Source organism: Myroides odoratimimus (genome assembly GCF_004337635.1).
GTDB classification, from domain to species: Bacteria; Bacteroidota; Bacteroidia; order Flavobacteriales; family Flavobacteriaceae; genus Flavobacterium; species Flavobacterium odoratimimum.
The window spans coordinates 60321-77346 of the sequence record NZ_CP037427.1 but is presented as its reverse complement, the minus strand read 5'-3'; the positions used below and the strand labels follow the sequence as shown (position 1 = coordinate 77346).

16 protein-coding genes and 1 tRNA gene are annotated in these 17026 nt (G+C 34.2%); 14 read left to right on the top strand and 3 right to left on the bottom strand.

The genetic code is table 11. From position 1 onward, the window contains the following. Positions 1–163: 163 nt before the first annotated feature. From E0Z07_RS00370 to E0Z07_RS00360, 3 genes are all read left to right on the top strand, one after another. Positions 164–586: a CBS domain-containing protein gene (locus E0Z07_RS00370; RefSeq protein WP_006258635.1), complete on the top strand. Its 423-nt coding sequence runs from the start codon at positions 164–166 to the stop codon at positions 584–586. A gap of 352 nt (positions 587–938) precedes the next feature. After that, the gene (locus E0Z07_RS00365) at positions 939–1139 is read left to right on the top strand and encodes a hypothetical protein (RefSeq protein ID WP_029988608.1); all 201 of its coding nucleotides are present in this window, start codon (positions 939–941) and stop codon (positions 1137–1139) included. Positions 1140–1357: 218 nt separating this feature from the next. Then, entirely contained in the window at positions 1358–1558 is a 201-nt protein-coding gene (locus tag E0Z07_RS00360; RefSeq protein ID WP_006258632.1) for a hypothetical protein, read from the top strand. 67 nt (positions 1559–1625) lie between these two features. On the opposite strand, the gene E0Z07_RS00355 is transcribed toward E0Z07_RS00360, so the two are convergent. Beyond that, complete coding sequence (locus E0Z07_RS00355; protein WP_006258631.1) at positions 1626–2552, bottom strand: bestrophin family protein; 927 nt, start codon at positions 2550–2552, stop codon at positions 1626–1628. Positions 2553–3072: 520 nt separating this feature from the next. On the opposite strand from E0Z07_RS00355, the gene nhaC reads away from it, so the two are divergent. From nhaC to E0Z07_RS00300, 11 genes are all read left to right on the top strand, one after another. Beyond that, positions 3073–4527 (top strand): Na+/H+ antiporter NhaC, encoded by a 1455-nt coding sequence (nhaC, locus tag E0Z07_RS00350; protein ID WP_006258629.1) that lies wholly within the window; start codon positions 3073–3075, stop codon positions 4525–4527. A gap of 575 nt (positions 4528–5102) precedes the next feature. After that, positions 5103–5741 (top strand): peroxiredoxin, encoded by a 639-nt coding sequence (locus E0Z07_RS00345; RefSeq protein WP_006258628.1) that lies wholly within the window; start codon positions 5103–5105, stop codon positions 5739–5741. A 37-nt stretch (positions 5742–5778) separates the two neighbouring features. Further along, positions 5779–6087: a thioredoxin family protein gene (locus tag E0Z07_RS00340; protein ID WP_006258627.1), complete on the top strand. Its 309-nt coding sequence runs from the start codon at positions 5779–5781 to the stop codon at positions 6085–6087. A gap of 20 nt (positions 6088–6107) precedes the next feature. Continuing rightward, on the top strand, positions 6108–6365 hold the full coding sequence (locus E0Z07_RS00335) for a DUF6952 family protein (protein WP_006258626.1): 258 nt from the start codon (positions 6108–6110) through the stop codon (positions 6363–6365). Positions 6366–6586: 221 nt separating this feature from the next. Continuing rightward, entirely contained in the window at positions 6587–7087 is a 501-nt protein-coding gene (tpx, locus tag E0Z07_RS00330; RefSeq protein ID WP_006258625.1) for a thiol peroxidase, read from the top strand. Positions 7088–7197: 110 nt separating this feature from the next. After that, positions 7198–9708 (top strand): DNA translocase FtsK, encoded by a 2511-nt coding sequence (locus E0Z07_RS00325; RefSeq protein ID WP_006258624.1) that lies wholly within the window; start codon positions 7198–7200, stop codon positions 9706–9708. 9 nt (positions 9709–9717) lie between these two features. After that, positions 9718–10356, top strand: coding sequence for a LolA family protein (locus E0Z07_RS00320; RefSeq protein WP_006258623.1), 639 nt, complete (start codon positions 9718–9720; stop codon positions 10354–10356). 8 nt (positions 10357–10364) lie between these two features. Continuing rightward, positions 10365–11825 (top strand): LptF/LptG family permease, encoded by a 1461-nt coding sequence (locus tag E0Z07_RS00315; RefSeq protein ID WP_006258622.1) that lies wholly within the window; start codon positions 10365–10367, stop codon positions 11823–11825. Between the two features lie 25 nt (positions 11826–11850). Further along, positions 11851–12984: a 3,4-dihydroxy-2-butanone-4-phosphate synthase gene (ribB, locus tag E0Z07_RS00310; protein ID WP_006258621.1), complete on the top strand. Its 1134-nt coding sequence runs from the start codon at positions 11851–11853 to the stop codon at positions 12982–12984. 209 nt (positions 12985–13193) lie between these two features. After that, positions 13194–13278, top strand: a tRNA-Ser gene (locus E0Z07_RS00305). Positions 13279–13456: 178 nt separating this feature from the next. Beyond that, positions 13457–14635 carry a hypothetical protein gene (locus tag E0Z07_RS00300; RefSeq protein ID WP_131540137.1) on the top strand — a complete coding sequence of 393 codons (1179 nt, stop codon included), beginning with the start codon at positions 13457–13459 and terminating at the stop codon, positions 14633–14635. A 228-nt stretch (positions 14636–14863) separates the two neighbouring features. Here E0Z07_RS00300 and E0Z07_RS00295 read toward each other — a convergent pair whose 3' ends face one another. Then, positions 14864–15961 carry an IS91 family transposase gene (locus tag E0Z07_RS00295; protein WP_131540136.1) on the bottom strand — a complete coding sequence of 366 codons (1098 nt, stop codon included), beginning with the start codon at positions 15959–15961 and terminating at the stop codon, positions 14864–14866. Next, on the bottom strand, positions 15940–16842 hold the full coding sequence (locus E0Z07_RS00290) for a tyrosine-type recombinase/integrase (protein ID WP_131540135.1): 903 nt from the start codon (positions 16840–16842) through the stop codon (positions 15940–15942). The genes E0Z07_RS00295 and E0Z07_RS00290 overlap by 22 nt, the downstream gene beginning before the upstream one ends. Positions 16843–17026 lie beyond the last annotated feature (184 nt).

Genomic DNA, 17026 nt, shown 5'->3' with positions numbered 1-17026 from the left:
GAAGATATTCCTTTTTAAATAATGAAGATATTGTCTAATTACTTGAAAAATAGAATTAATCCATTGGCAGTTAATTTGTTATATTCCTATAAGTATCGTAAATTTAAAGTAATAAAAAGGTGACCTTTTTATATGTGTATTGTCTAACTAAAATCTGATTGTTATGAAACAAAAGGTTCCAGTTGAAGAGATTATGACTAAAGAGCTCATCACTCTTACTTTATCCGATAGTTTATATGATGCAGAGAGATTGTTTAAAAAACATAAAATAAGACACATCCCTATCGTTAAGGGGGATAAATTAATAGGAGTGCTAAGTTATTCTGATTTGATTAAAATCAGTTATGTCGATGTGGTCGAGGATGAGTCAGAAGACATGCCTTCTGTAGTCTATGACTTATATTCTATAGAACAACTAATGGCTAAAGTAGTGGTAAGTGCCTTACCTACAGCAACAGTAAAAGAGGTAACAGAAATACTGTCAAAGCAGAGCTATCACTCTATACCGATAGTTGATCAGCTAGGACATTTAAAAGGAATAGTGACTACTACGGATTTATTGAAGTACTTCTTAAAACAGTATTAGTGTCATAAAGATAAGATAGGTGTGACTCTATCAGGATAATATAAAGCAGGATAAATCGGTCGAAAAGAATTTATCTTAATATCTAAATGAACTTTATTCATCATTAGTTATGAATAGAGTTCATTTTTTTATACCCCCAATTTGTTTGGAAATACACATTTTGTGAATTTATAGGGTAACATGATGTTTTTATATAATACTTACAGATGTTTGTTGATACTATTTTATATATTAAGATATAAAAGTTTATTTAATGTATAAATGCTTAAAATAATAATAAAATGTTATTTATTTTTGTGTTTTAATACGGTAAGTGCTAATTTAGCTCATGTGTTACAATAGTATTACAAATATGAAAAGAAGAACAATGTTTGATTTTGCCAAAACGATATTAGAGAATGTAAGTTTTGATCCAAAGTTATTTTATAAGGAATTGCAAAAAGCAATTCAGAATTTATTACCATACGATTTAGATCAGTTAAAACAGTGGGTTAGCGGTTATGTTCAGGAAAAACCAGAACTACATCAATCCTTAGAATTACTGAACGCATAAGATAAAAGCACTTCCATAGGAGATGCTTTTTTTATAAGATCAACTCATTGCAGAAAATGAAATTATTGAAATATTTATTTAATAAAATTCAGTCAATTTATTCAAATTATGAGAATCAGATATTAATTGCTAAAATTGTATTAAAGTCTGAGGGAAAAACGGGAAATACTTTTCAAAATGACTATGTTTACTATGTAGTAAGATAAAAAATTACAGATATGAAAACACGTTTAATGTTTGATTTCGCAAAAACTATACTTGAGAATGTAAGTTTTGATCCAAAGTTATTTTACAAAGAACTTCATAAAGCTATTAATCAATTATTGCCTTATGATGTAGATCGCTTAACGAAATGGGTGAATGGTTATGTTCTAGAAAAACCAGAACTTCAAGAATCTTTAAATTTAATTAACGCTTAATTATAACTAAAAAGCACTTCATTCGAAGTGCTTTTTTTATGAGCGTTAGTGATGTACTTTCGATACATTATGTAACGATATAGTTCTTATCAGGTGTCATCAGCTCTGGTAGAGGCATTTCCGATATTTCACTTAGAGAATAAGCTATATTAGCACACATCTGATCTAGAGCAAGGTCGTTTTCTTCTTCTCCGAATGGCTCTGCTATCTCTGCTACTACAGCGTCTAGTGCGATAAAGGTATACGCTACGAAGGTCACAAAGAAGGGCATAGTCCAGACAATAAGATCAATTAATCCAAACGGAAGTATAAAGCAGTACACATAGACTGTCCTGTGTAGAATAACAAAGTATACAAACGGAATTTTAGTATGTACGATACGTTCACATGCACCTAATACTATGGATAGTTCATCGATATTCTTGTCTATCCTAGCTTGTGTGATAGTATCTAGTCTACCTGCACGCTGCTGTGTAGCTATCCATTTCGTTAATTCATTAAGAATATACGCAGGTTTAAATTTCTTAGTCAGCATTTCTTGATATACCTCTTCTTTCAGGTACTGACGTATCTCTTCATAGTCTGTCTTTTCTCTCAGTTGTTTATTTAAGAGATAGCAGAAAGCAATAATAAGTTTGATCCCCTCTTGTTTTTCCTTTTTAGAGAACGAAGGGCTTTCGTCTATATAGTTTTGAATCTGAAAAGCAAGCGATCTAGAGTGTATCACTAGGCTTCCCCATTGTTTCCTTCCTTCCCAGAAGCGATCATAAGCCGCATTATTACAAAATCCTAAGAATATCGCTAGCGAAATACCTACTAAGGCAAACGCTCCTACATTAAGTGGGATTATTACATCAGGGAATAGGTAATGAGCAAAATAGACAATCCAAGAGAATATAAAGATAGCCAGTAGCGTTGGAAATATTTTTTTAAGGACAGACCCCTTCCATATAAAAAGCATTTGTATGATATGCTTTTTGTGTCTTACTATCATATTGTTGAGTTTTGATATAAGAGCAAAGTTAGTTTGGGATTCAGTCTTAGACAAATAATCCTTGTGAAATTAATAAAAGCAATCGTTAAAAAATAGAATAATGGACTGACTATAAGGTTTGTGTAAAATAATATTGTTGTAATTAAGGGGTGAGGTACCTATACTTTAGAGGTATAAAAAAAGCTACTTATTGTAGATAAGTAGCTTAATATGATGTCCTCTAAAAACATCAAAACAACAATATTTTATATCTAAATGTATCTCTTCTCTAGAGATAGTACATAAAGATTGCATATAAATTGCTTTATATGTATGTAGTAAATATAGAAAAAAGTTTTGTTTTTAACAATTTTTTTGAACCTTTAATTGGATTTATTGGTATTCTTTTTTATAATAAACTATGAATCAGTAAAGTAAAATATGATTTTTTAATAGTTATATTGTATTATGTCTTATTTTGCATAAGATATAACTGTAAAATCGTTACTTTCGCATCAAAATAAATTTAAGATTTAAGTAAATGAGTAGTAAACACGACAAAGTAGAGAAGCCAATCACGTTATTTCAATCGCTAATTCCTGTTGTTATTTTAGTAGGATTATTAGCTATTAATGTGTTTGTATTCCGGGATGACGCCTTGTCTGGTACGAATCAGTTTATCTTATTAATAGGTGGTTCTATTGCTACTGTTGTGGGTATCTTTAATCATGTAAGTTACGATAAGGTGATCACGCAGATTATTAATAATGTTAGAGATACCTCTAGTGCTATCTTTATTTTATTATTAGTAGGAGCCTTATCGGGTACTTGGCTTTTAAGCGGGATTATACCTAGTATGATTTATTACGGGTTACAGATTTTACATCCCGCTATTTATCTACCAGCCTGTCTGATCATTACTTCTATTATATCTATAGCTACAGGTAGTTCATGGACTACATCTGCTACAGTAGGGATAGCGTTAGTAGGGATAGGTAATGCGATAGGGATGCCTATAGGGATGATAGGAGGAGCTGTGATATCAGGAGCTTATTTTGGAGATAAGTTATCCCCATTATCTGATACGACTAACCTTGCTCCAGTGATGGCAGGTACAGACTTATTTACCCATATCAGATATATGCTGTACACTACAGTACCTACTTATATCGTTACGTTAGTGCTGTTCTCTGTGTTAGGGGTATTATATGGTCATGGAGGAGATGTAGATACATCAGTGACTTTACAGGCTATAGCAGATACATTTAATATCACACCTATTTTATTTATAGTACCAGTATTTGTAGTTTTTTTGATCGTTAAGAAAGTACAGCCTATAGCAGCATTATTGATAGGAACACTATTAGGAGGAGTATTTGCACTGATTTTCCAGCCAGACATCGTAGTCGCAGTATCAGGTGGAGATACATTTAATTTTTATAATGCGTATAAAGGTGTTATGCTAGCACTGACTACAGATATCAGAATCTTGTCGCCATTAGAGAGCCTGAACGGCTTGTTTGAAGCAGGAGGGATGGCAAGTATGTTGAATACGGTTTGGTTGATTTTATGTGCTATGTTTTTTGGTGGAGCGATGGAAGCTATTGGAGCATTACAGAAGATCTCGATGGCACTGTTGAATATTGCTAATAATGTATTCGGGTTATTTGCAAGTACAGTAGCTAGTTGTTTAGCGATTAATGTGATGACATCAGATCAGTATCTATCTATCGTGGTACCAGGTAAGATGTTTTCTGACGCTTATAAGGCAAAAGGATTAGCACCAGAGAATCTGAGCCGTACATTAGAAGACTCAGGGACTGTGACATCAGTATTGATCCCTTGGAATACTTGTGGAGCATATCATTCAGGAGTATTGGGGATACCTACGATGACCTATCTACCGTATGCATTTTTTAATTATTTGAGTCCATTTGTGACCTTGTTATATGCAGCATTTAATTATAAAATTAGAAAGATAGTGAATAAGGCATAAGACATACCTTATATATTATAGAGAAAAGGGGCGATAAACTTAGGTAGTACTAAGCTTATCGCCTTTTTTCATTGCTTATTTTTTGATTCATTTTTGGAGTGGTCGACTTGTGATGGGAAGGTTATCGCATAGTGGTCGCATACTTTTAGCCCTTTTTTATGCGACCACTATGCGATAAGTATCCGATAAGTATGCGATCACTTCTGTAAAAATGAATAAAAGATGAGAAAATTAAAGACTTGGATGATGAGGTGGAAATTATTTTGTTATAGAGAAGCTAGGGAAGAAAGTGATGCAGAATAAATATACAGATCTATAAAGGAGCTGATATACTATAGATTATAATAATATTTAGGTTTATTAATATTATTATAACATGCTAAGATTTCCTAGTTCTATATAAAATGACTATCTTTAGACATGTCTAAACTAATCAATAGACAATGCAATGTAAGTATAGATTTTATTTATGTTAGAATAAAAAACAATAATCAAGATTAATAGATTATCGTATTTACTAGCCTTACATTTGTAAAAGAAATCAAGAAGGATTATTAACTTTAAAATAAATTATTATGTCTTTAGTAGGTAAAAAATTTCCAAACATCACAGTAGACGCAATGTCTGAAATGGGAGATGATTTAAGAATCAACATTTTCGAAGAAGCAACAAAGAACAATAAAAAAGTATTATTATTCTGGTACCCAAAAGACTTTACATTCGTATGTCCTACAGAATTACACGCTTTCCAAGCAGCTTTACCAGAGTTTGAAAAAAGAAACACTATGGTGATTGGGGCTTCATGTGATACTAACGAAGTACACTTCGCTTGGTTAAACACAGCAAAAGACAATGGTGGAATCGAAGGAGTTACTTACCCAATTATCGCAGATACTCAAAGAAACTTATCATCAGTATTAGGAATCTTAGATGTAGAAAACGAAGTATATAATGAAGAATTAGATTCAGTTCAAATCGAAGGATCTAACGTTACATATAGAGCTACTTACTTAATCGATGAGACTGGAAAAATTTTCCACGAATCAGTAAACGATATGCCATTAGGAAGAAACGTAAATGAGTACATCAGATTAATCGATGCTTACGCTCACGTACAAACTCATGGTGAAGTATGTCCAGCTAACTGGGAAGAAGGAAAAGATGCAATGAATGCTGACAGAAAAGGTGTAGCTGAATACTTAAGCAAACACTAAGAAATAAACCAGGTTACTAACCCAAAATTTAAAAAAAATGCTTTTAGAACTAGATAAAGATAATTTACAAGAAATTGTAAATTCAAATGAAAAAGTGGTTGTTCAATATGCTGCATCTTGGTGTGGTAATTGTAGAATTATGAAGCCTAAATTCAAAAAATTGGCTACAGAGAAAGAAAACATGACATTTGTAATTGCAGATGCTGAGAACTTCCCTGAGTCAAGAAAATTGGCTGATGTAAGCAATTTACCAACTTTTGCTACATTCGTAAACGGTAAGTTAGTTAACCAAACTCAGACAAATAAAACTGAGGTGTTACACGAATTAGTAAACGAAATTGTATAATTTCATAAATCTGATATAGAATGAAATTACCAGTGATAAGACAGTTATCTCAATTCATTGCAGATAACGACCAAGATTATATTATAGAAACGCTAGAAGTGTTAGAAAACCTAACAGAAGTGCCTTCTCTTAAGGATGAGGAACTAGATGTGATCGGTGAACTTATTTCTAATATGTATGGGGCTCTAGAGGTTCAGAAACTTGTAAAAGAAGGAGCTACCCAAAAAGAAGCGTTGAATACCTTTATGCAAAGAGTTTTAGGATCGATAGATAAATAAAACTCTCTTTATAAAATTTTTAAGGACTGTACTCTGAGTACAGTCCTTTTTTTGTTTTTAGGGTTAAATAAGACTGTAGTCCAATTCTAGAAGACTGCATACGAGAGCTTCATTGATTATATATTTATTACATTTAGGTTTTGCTAATATATCTATCAGTATTTAGCATTATATTCTATCGAATTTTACTTATTTTTGTGTAACCTAAAAAATAAAACAATATGGCGACTGTAACATTAAAAGGTAATGCTATCCAAACTATCGGAACATTACCAGGATTAAATACAAAAGCTCCTGAATTCAATTTAGTAGGAGGAGATTTAGCTGATAAAACATTAGCAAACTATAAGGGAAAAAGAGTAATCTTAAACATCTTCCCTAGTGTGGATACACCTACATGTGCTACTTCTGTAAGACATTTTAACCAAGATGCTTCTAAACTAGAGAATACAGTAGTATTATGTGTTTCAAGAGATTTACCTTTTGCACAAGGGCGTTTCTGTGGAGCTGAGGGTATTGCGAATGTAGAGATGTTGTCTGATTTTAGAGACGGACAATTTGGAAAAGATTATGGGGTGCTGTTTACAGACGGACCTTTAAAAGGATTGTTGTCTAGATCTATTGTTATCTTAAACGAAGAAGGTACAGTAATCTATACAGAACAAGTGGCTGAAACAGCTGATGAACCAAATTATGAAAAAGCTATCGCTGCTTTAAAATAAGGGTTTTATATACATAGACTGCTAGTATATTGAATGATTTACTAGCAGTCTATTGTTATAAAAAGAATTAGGTTGAAAACAATATAGCCATATTGTCAATAAAAAAGGAAATGGAAAAAGAAAATACAACAAAAAAGAAAACTACAAAATCAACGAGTACGGCCAAACGATTTGATACAACGATACATATCAATAGCCGATTCTTAATCACTATACTGTTAATCATCAGTGGTATCGCACTAACGTTGAGTTTTATATCCTATTTAATCACAGGGATAGAAGATCAGAGTAATTTAGAATTATTAGGAGATAGACAGGCTGAGGTGGCTAACTGGTTAGGTAAACTAGGGGCATATCTAGCTCACCTATTTGTATATCAAGGCTTCGGAGTAGCGTCTTTCTTTTTTGCAAAGTTATTAGTTCATTCAGGTATTTATGCCTTTTTCACTATACCAGCTAGAAGAATCAAGAAAGTGATTTTCTGGGACTTGTTCTCAATGTTATTGCTATCTGTTTTCTTAGGTTTTTTCTGGAGCAGTAATCCTCTTTTAGGAGGGACAGTAGGATATGAGTTAAATCTGTACTTTGTAGATTATCTAGGTACAGCTGGTACGGTATTGTTATTGTTATTCTTTGCGATTGCTTTTGCGCTGTTTAGATTTAAATTATCACCTACTTCTATTCGTCAAGGATTAGAAGGGTTACCAGCGTTCTTTAAGAAGTTTAAAAAGAAACATATAGAGACTCCTGCTGACTTCGATAATAATGGACAAGCAAATCAGGTAAATGCAGAACCTGTAGCAGTAGCGAATAAGGAGGTAGAAGCACCGTCTGCTAAGCAGGAAACACCTGTTAAAGAAGAAGACTTTAGTATCTATGAGCAACCAGAGTCTCCTAAGTCTGCTATAGTAGAACCAAAGAATATTAAACCGACGATAGAACATAGCTCTGAGTTAGTATTAGATCATAAAAATCCAAAGCCAAACGTAGAGAAGGTAGAATCTGTGACTGCTAAGGAAGCAGGTGCTAATGACTTCGTTATTGAAGAAATAAAAGACGAAGGAAGTTTAGAAGAGAATCTAGCGGCTAGATTGGTTCAAGACTTTGGAGAGTTTGATCCTACATTAGAGTTGTCTAATTATCAGTTTCCTTCTATTGAATTATTGAAAGAATACAGTGGTTCTGGAATTACGATTAATCAAGAAGAATTAGAAGAGAATAAGAATAGAATCGTAGACACCCTGCGTAACTATAAGATCGATATTGCTCAGATTAAGGCTACTGTAGGACCTACTGTTACACTATATGAGATCGTGCCAGAGGCAGGTATTCGTATTTCGAAGATTAAGAACTTAGAAGATGATATTGCTCTTTCTTTATCTGCATTAGGTATCCGTATTATTGCACCCATACCAGGTAGAGGAACGATAGGTATCGAAGTACCTAATAACAGTCCTTCTATTGTGTCCATGAGAAGTGTGATAGCTTCTCCTAAATTCCAAAGTGCTGAAATGGAGTTACCAGTGGCACTTGGTAAGACGATTTCGAATGAGACCTTCGTAGTAGATTTAGCAAAAATGCCTCACCTTCTGATGGCAGGGGCTACAGGACAAGGTAAGTCTGTAGGACTGAACGCTCTATTGACATCGCTTCTGTATAAAAAGCACCCAGCCGAAGTGAAGTTCGTATTAGTTGACCCAAAGAAAGTAGAATTAACTTTATTTAATAAAATAGAACGACATTATTTAGCTAAATTGCCTAATTCGGAAGATGCTATTATAACAGATAATACGAAAGTTATTAATACGCTGAATTCTCTGTGTATAGAGATGGATAACCGTTATACGCTACTAAAAGATGCAATGGTTAGAAACATCAAGGAATACAACGAGAAATTCAAACAGCGCAAGTTAAATCCTGAGAATGGACACCGCTTCTTGCCTTATATCGTATTAGTAGTGGATGAGTTTGCAGATTTGATTATGACAGCAGGTAAGGAGGTAGAGACGCCTATCGCACGTTTAGCTCAGTTGGCTCGTGCTATTGGTATTCACTTAATTATCGCTACACAGAGACCATCTGTAAACGTTATTACTGGTATTATTAAAGCGAACTTCCCAGCACGTGTAGCTTTTAGAGTTACTTCTAAAATAGACTCTCGTACGATCTTAGATCAGCAGGGTGCAGATCAGTTAATCGGTAGAGGGGATATGTTGTACACACAAGGAAATGATTTGGTACGTGTACAGTGTGCTTTTGTAGATACTCCAGAGGTAGAAAAACTAACAGAGTACATAGGGGCACAAAAGGCTTATCCAGAGGCTTATATATTACCAGAATATGTAGGTGAGGAGGGAGCTAGTAATTTAGATGTGGATATTAGTGAGAGAGATCCTCTGTTTAAAGACGCTGCAGCTATCATCGTTACAGCACAGCAAGGGTCAGCTTCATTGTTACAAAGAAAGTTAAAACTAGGTTATAATCGTGCAGGTAGATTAATTGATCAGTTAGAGGCTGCCGGTATTGTAGGGCCTTTCGAAGGAAGTAAGGCACGTACAGTGAATATACCAGATTTGATGGCTTTAGATCAGTTTTTTGATAATGAAGAAAACAACAATTAAAGAAATAGAATGAGAAAGATTATTGCACTTATAGGAATAGTACTATTTGCTTTTTCAGCAAATGCACAGAGTAGTCAACGAGCTAAGAATTATTTGTTAGAAGTAACGAAGAAGATAAATGGGTATGAGAATATCTCAATCGACTTTTCTTTTAATCAAAAAGGGGCTAATAAAGACTTCGATGGCAAAGGACATCTGGATCTAAAGAAAGACCTTTATAACCTGACATTTATGGGAATAAAGAAGATATATGATGGCAAGAAGATATATACTATCTCGGATGAAGATGAAGAGGTGACAGTCTCTAAGTTTAATGAGAAAAATGCAGATGGAATATTGCCTTCTCAGATGCTGACTTTCTTTAATCAAGGATATACATTTCAGTGGGATATTCTACAGAATGTAGATGGGAAGAAAGTACAGTATATAAAACTAATACCTACGGATAAAAAATCTGTTATAAAAGAGGTATATCTAGGGATAGATACGGCAACGAAAGATATCTATAACAAGATTCAAGTAAATAAAGACGGTTCTAAATCAACACTGACGGTTAATTCTTTTAAAACAAATCAGTCAATGTCGAAAAATCATTTTACCTTTACACAGTCGTTGTACCCTAATTATTACATCAACAATATAGATTAAAGATTTAAGTGAAATTACTTGACCGTTATATTTTAAAAAGCTTTATATCGACGCTGCTAACAGTGTTCGCTATTTTATACTTTATTTTTATCCTACAAGGGGTGTGGTTATTCATCTCAGAATTAGCAGGAAAGGATCTTGATTTGATCGTGATTGTTCAGTTCTTACTGTTCTATTCACCTAAGATGGTACCCTTGGTATTGCCCTTGTCAGTGCTATTAGCATCTATTATGACCTTTGGTAGCTTTGCAGAGAACTATGAGTTCGCAGCGATGAAGGCATCAGGAATCTCTCTTCAGAGAGCGATGCGTCCATTGTCTATATTCATATTTATATTAGCAGGAGTATCATTTTGGTTTGCGAATGATGTTATTCCAAAGGCGGAATATCGTTTTTTAAATCTTCGAAAAGAAATTATTCAAACAAAACCAGCTATGGCAATAGCCGCTGGGCAGTTTAATGATTTAGGACAGGTCAACATTAAGGTAGATAATAAGACTGGAGATAAAGGTCAGTATTTAGATAATGTAACGATGCATGTCAAGTCTAGTTCTGGATATGAAAATAAGACGGTGATTAGATCAGTAAATGGAGAACTAGAAACAGAAGAAACGTCTAATATCTTAAAGCTTCACTTATTCGATGGTAACTACTATGATGATGTAGTAGCGAAGAACTATGAAGAACAGAAGAAAGAGCCGTTTATCAAAACTTCTTTTGAAAAATATACGATGAATATTGATTTGAGTAGTTTTCAAGATGAGGGGAAAGATGAGGATAAGATTACCAATACGTATGGTATGCTGAATATAAAGGAGCTAAACTATACGATAGACTCTCTTCAACGATCTATGAATGTAGAGAAAGCATCTAATACAGATAACCTAACTTTGAGATTAGGAAATCTGTTGTCTATGGAACGACAACCTTCTAGTAATGATACTATTGCAAAAATAGAAATAGCGGATGCTGACTTAATAAAGGATTTTTCTTATGATAATCAGAGTAGAATCTTACAGTCAGCGATAGATTATACGAATAACATTAGCTTTAATACAGAGAGTAATGACCTTTCTATATTAAATCAAGTAAAGAAGATAAATGATCACTGGTTAGCTCTATACGAGAAGTTTGTGATTGCCTTTTCGTGTTTCCTGATGTTCTATATTGGAGCACCATTGGGAGCTATTATTCGAAAAGGGGGGATTGGTTTGCCAATTGTATTTGCAGTAGGTATCTTTATTACTTATCACTTTATAAATACTTTTGGAAGAAAGATGGCTCAGGAGGATGGAATTATCCCATTCTTTGGAGGGTGGATAGGATCTTTAGTTCTTACTCCATTGGCTATATATTTAACGTATAAGGCTACAAGGGATAATGGAGATGTTAGCTTTAGTCTATCGTTAGATACATTTAAAGATTTATTTGTTGCTTTAAAATCAAAAAGACAACAAAAAAAGAAATAATACAAAACAACAAAATACAACTATAATGTCACATAATCACATTCAATTAAACACTATCGAGGAAGCTATTGAAGATATCAAAGCAGGAAAAGTAATCATAGTGGTAGATGATGAGGATCGTGAAAACGAAGGCGATTTTATCGCTGCTGCAGAAATGGTTACTCCAGAGATGATCAATTTTATGGCCACTCATGGACGTGGACTTATTTGTGCTCCCCTTACTAAAGAGAGATGTCAAGAATTAGACTTGCATCCGATGGTAACTAATAATACTGTACTTCACCAGACAGCATTTACAGTATCTATAGACTTAAAAGGACATGGATGTACGACAGGTATCTCTGTATATGACCGTGCTAAGACAATAGAATCATTGGTAAAAGAAGAGACTACAGGAGAAGATCTTGGTCGTCCAGGACATATCTTCCCATTGATTGCTAAAGAGGGTGGTGTACTGAGAAGAACAGGGCATACTGAGGCTGCAGTTGATATCTCAAGACTGGCAGGGTTTAAACCAGCAGGTATCTTAGTAGAGATTTTAAATGAAGATGGTTCTATGGCTAGACTACCACAGTTAATGGATGTAGCGAAGAAATGGGACTTAAAAATTATATCTATTGAAGCTCTTGTGGCTTATCGTATGAAGCACGATAGCTTAATCGAAAAGAAAGAAGACTTCGAATTAGAAACTAAATATGGCACTTTTAGATTAAGAGCGTATCAACAGAATACAAATGGACAAGTGCATATCGCTTTGACTAAAGGAGATTGGAATGCTGATGAGGCTGTTTTAACACGTATTAATTCAACGATCGGTAATAATGATATCTTAGATGCCTTAAGTGGTAAATTAAGCATTCGTATGGAGAATACGTTTGCTAAGATTAACGAAGGGGATAAAGGAGCGATCTTATTTATTAATCAAGAAGATCACAATGCAAGTCTTTTAAATAGATTAGCTGTACTTAAAAACTCTGGAGCGAAGTTAGATCTTGATACACCTAAGTTATCTGGAGATGAAAAAGACTTCGGTATCGGAGCGCAGATATTACATGACTTAAATATTTCTAAGATTAAGTTGTTGTCTAATTCTGCTCAAGGCAAAAGAGTAGGGATGACAGGATATGGTTTAGAAATCACTGAATATATCAATTACTAATAGTATAATTAGTTTTTAGAGTTAGAATAAGAAGGTCTTGATAAGTTTTTTACTTATTAAGACCTTTTTTTATTCTTTATAAATATTTCATGCCGAGAGAGTTAGTTTTATTACTAAAAAAAAAGTGTGTTTTTTAGTATATATTTTTTTGCAGAATTGAAGGAAGTGTCTATATTTGCACTCGCAATACGGAAGTAATGCAGACCACTGGAGAAATGGCAGAGTGGTCGAATGCGGCGGTCTTGAAAACCGTTGACTGTAACAGGTCCGGGGGTTCGAATCCCTCTTTCTCCGCAATTTACCTTGATTATCAGGTAATTATAAGTATAACACCCAATTTTACACCCAAAAATGTAAAGTTGGGTTTTTTTATGCAACTTATTTATGTAAATTAGCTTAAGATTATACGAAATACGCGCATATAGGTGTTGTTTTACGAGACTACATCGTGTTTTATTTCGTGAAAAAAAATGTGGCAGTAATTTTAAAAACCAATCAAATGGAAAATTTCATTAACGATTTAGAAACTCTATTCCAAGAAGCAAAAGAAAAAAACGAGTTTGACTTTGTCTTGACTTTATTAAACTATCGAGGAATGGGAACTCATAAATTAATGACAAATTTATATGAGTGGTTTGAGGCAATTGAATTTTATCAAACTTTATACAAAAGACACACAGGAAAAGAAAAGACAAGATTGGGTTCTTTGATTTATTCTATATTCTTTGAGAATAGTGATTTGTATAACATTATTGGAAGTTTATGTAATATCAGATTAGGATACAAACCTTCATCATATTTATTTTGGAAAACTAATAAGTATGAAAGGTTACTAGGAATTGGAGAAAAACAAGAAGCACTCTTTGAACTATTATACGATTCTAACAAACATCATATTATTCATTTTTTTAAAGAGAACCATTTTAAAGAAATACGAAATACGTTTTTCCATTCTGCTTATGCTTTGAGTGATGAGGAATACATTCTTCACGATTCAAAACCAATAATTATTGAGAATCTGGGAGTTTCATCATTCAATGTTGAAGAATTCTTTTATCCAAAAATTGAAAATGTTTTGGCTTTCTTTAATTCATTTAAGGGACTTTATCTAAATGCATTTTCTAATTACACCGTAGATAAAGAAGTTTTAGGTTCATTTCCTAATCTATGTAAAGTAACAATATTAGGTGGTAATAATGGATTAAAAGGTTTTATAATTAAAAATTCTGTTCAATTCTATGGTAAATGGCACGATTCGGGAATTTGGTATAACGAAAACTATGATATGTACGAAGGGCATAATATAAATTTTAATATGCCAAACGTAGAAACAGTTGAAATTAGAGAACAACTTACACGTTACGAAAATAAAGAAGATATTAATCAAAGTGATGTAGAGTTTTACGAATTAGTGAAAACTATATCTGAAAGAAAAGAACCAATAGAAATTGCTAGGGCAACTAATTTGTTATTAAAATTTGGTGGTCTAAGACAACAGAGAATGGACAATGAAGAAAATCCATTTAAGAAAAGAAGTTTTCCTAAGTACATTCTTCCATTTTATGAAAAAGCCATAGAAATTGGTAATGGTTTGTTTGACCGCAAACCAATTCAAGACGAAATTGAAAAATTAAAGCAACTGCTAAATTAAATATAAACTACTGCCAATAACTAAGCTTTCGTCTTGCCCGGAGGGCACGAGATGAAAGCCCGTTGAACGGAACCGTAGGAAGCTAATAAAGTATTATGGAGTTGTCGAAGTATGACTTTAAGATATACGAGCAGTAATTTTAGGATTACTGCTTTTTTTTATGTTTGTTTTTACTTTTTTACACTGTTTTTCGATGCAAAAAAGCACAAGTTCCCTTACCCGTAAAAGTTAATTCACAGGCGCAAGTTTATTTTCGATAAGATAGGCTTTCGGTGGTCCTCTTTGCCCAAAAACATGCAAGGTAATCAGATTACCGACTTTACAGCAATAGCATTTTTTATGTTGCGTTTTGGGTTCAATTATTGGGCGTACAACATTTAACTCTTTTTGTAATTGCTGGAGCTTTCCGCGTTTCCAACTGCTGCTTAGAATTCCGTAATGTCTGATTCGCACAAAGCGTTTGGGTAAAATATGTAAGCTAAATCGTCTTGCAAATTCTTCGTTTTTTAAGGTGAGTTGCTTGGTTTTACTGCCGTCTTTATAATCTTTATAATTAATAGTAACCTCGTGATCGGTTACGTTCTTTATCCGATGATTGCTTATCGCAACCTTGTGCGTATATCTGCCTAAATATTCAATCACTTGCTTTGGCCCACCAAAAGGTCGTTTGGCATAAACCACCCAATTCTTTTCAAACAAACCTTGTAAGAGTTGAGTATCCGCTAATTTTTCCTTGCGCAACAACGCTACATATTTGGCCCGAAAAACCTTACTCAAAGCTTTTACTGCAAACAAATATTTATCGGTTTTTATCTTGCGTTTCCAATTGCCATTTCTATCAATTCCACCGCCAGGAACAATGCAATGTAAATGCGGATGCAAACTCAAATTTTGTCCCCAAGTATGCAAAATGGCGATCATTCCCAATTGCAATCCTTCTGTTTTTCCAAATTGAGACATTGTAGCCCAAGTTGCTTCAAATAATATGCGATACATGATTTGCGGATGAGAAATCGCTAAACCATTGAGCGTATCGGGCAACGTAAATACCAAATGATAATACGAACAAGGCAACAAATCTTGCTCGCGAGCTTGTATCCATTCTTCACGTTTGTGCCCTTGACATTTGGGACAATGCCTGTTTCTACAACTGTTGTAACTGATGCTAATATTTCCACAAGCATCACAAGCATCTACATGTCCGCCCAAAGCTGCTGTTCTACATAAAGTCAATGCCCGTAAGGTTTTCTCTTGATGAACCGTAAAGTTTTGGTTGGACAAATCGACCTTTCTAAGCACATCGGCTACCTCCCACTGCGGCTGCATAAGGCAAAAACGGTATCTAATGGGCTGTGTACTTTTTGTTGTTCCAATTGGCAAACGTGCAGGTATTCCATTGTGGTTTCTACTCGTTCGTGTCCCATCAGTTTCTGAACCTGAAGAATATTCACGCCATCTTCCAACAAGTGTGTAGCGTAGCTGTGACGCAAGGTATGCGTGTGAACGTCTTTTAAAATTCCAGCTTTTCTACAAACCGACTGAATCGCCCATTGAACGCCACGTTGACTATAACGCGAATCAAATCCTTTGGCATCTTTGGTGTTGCCAGTAAATAAAAAAGTAGTCGGATGTTCAATTGAAATGTACTTTTTTATCCCTCGAATGAGATGATCAGAAAGCGGAACATAACGATCTTTTTTACCTTTGCTTTGAACGATATGAAGCAATTTTCGATCAAAATCTAAGTGTTTCAATTCAATATTTCGAACTTCCATGCAACGCAGACCACAACCGTAAATCAACCCGATGAGCAAGCGATGTTTTAACAAATCGGCATGTTGAAGCATTCTCCAAATTTCTTCTCGACTTAGTATTACGGGTAGTTTTTTTTCTTTAGGAATCGATGGTAAATGAAGATGATCGTAAGGTAAATTCTCTGTTTTTAAAAGAAATCGAAGTCCGTAAACCGTGTGTTTAAAATACGATTGCGAAGGTGAATTGGAACGTTGTTGCAGTTCAAACAGATAATCTTTAACCTGTTCTGGATGTAATTCGGTTGGTAAAGCACCAAAATGAAGTGCCATTGCGGCCACATGGCGCGAATAATTTTCAAAAGTGCGTTTGCTTCGTCCTAAAATAGAAATATTTCGCTCAAAACGTTGCAGAAGTTCAGAAAAACCTGTAATTTCATTACAAGCACGATTCAAATATTTGTTCGTTCTTAATTCCTCCGGAGATTTTTTTTAGTTACCATATTATCAATTATTTAAACGTTAATAAATACTAAGGTACTAAATCATCGCAGCGAAAGCTACCGGAGGTTTAGTTCAATCGAGTAGACGGCTCCGCCAGAAACTGACGGAGTGCGCCTCTCACACCACCGAGCGTACG

Coding starts and splice junctions, on each gene's coding strand:
- E0Z07_RS00370 (WP_006258635.1), top strand. CDS start 164: ATGAAACAAAAGGTTCCAGTTGAAGAGATTATGACTAAAGAGCTCATC.
- E0Z07_RS00365 (WP_029988608.1), top strand. CDS start 939: ATGAAAAGAAGAACAATGTTTGATTTTGCCAAAACGATATTAGAGAAT.
- E0Z07_RS00360 (WP_006258632.1), top strand. CDS start 1,358: ATGAAAACACGTTTAATGTTTGATTTCGCAAAAACTATACTTGAGAAT.
- E0Z07_RS00355 (WP_006258631.1), bottom strand. CDS start 2,552: ATGATAGTAAGACACAAAAAGCATATCATACAAATGCTTTTTATATGG.
- nhaC (WP_006258629.1), top strand. CDS start 3,073: ATGAGTAGTAAACACGACAAAGTAGAGAAGCCAATCACGTTATTTCAA.
- E0Z07_RS00345 (WP_006258628.1), top strand. CDS start 5,103: ATGTCTTTAGTAGGTAAAAAATTTCCAAACATCACAGTAGACGCAATG.
- E0Z07_RS00340 (WP_006258627.1), top strand. CDS start 5,779: ATGCTTTTAGAACTAGATAAAGATAATTTACAAGAAATTGTAAATTCA.
- E0Z07_RS00335 (WP_006258626.1), top strand. CDS start 6,108: ATGAAATTACCAGTGATAAGACAGTTATCTCAATTCATTGCAGATAAC.
- tpx (WP_006258625.1), top strand. CDS start 6,587: ATGGCGACTGTAACATTAAAAGGTAATGCTATCCAAACTATCGGAACA.
- E0Z07_RS00325 (WP_006258624.1), top strand. CDS start 7,198: ATGGAAAAAGAAAATACAACAAAAAAGAAAACTACAAAATCAACGAGT.
- E0Z07_RS00320 (WP_006258623.1), top strand. CDS start 9,718: ATGAGAAAGATTATTGCACTTATAGGAATAGTACTATTTGCTTTTTCA.
- ribB (WP_006258621.1), top strand. CDS start 11,851: ATGTCACATAATCACATTCAATTAAACACTATCGAGGAAGCTATTGAA.
- E0Z07_RS00295 (WP_131540136.1), bottom strand. CDS start 15,961: ATGCAGCCGCAGTGGGAGGTAGCCGATGTGCTTAGAAAGGTCGATTTG.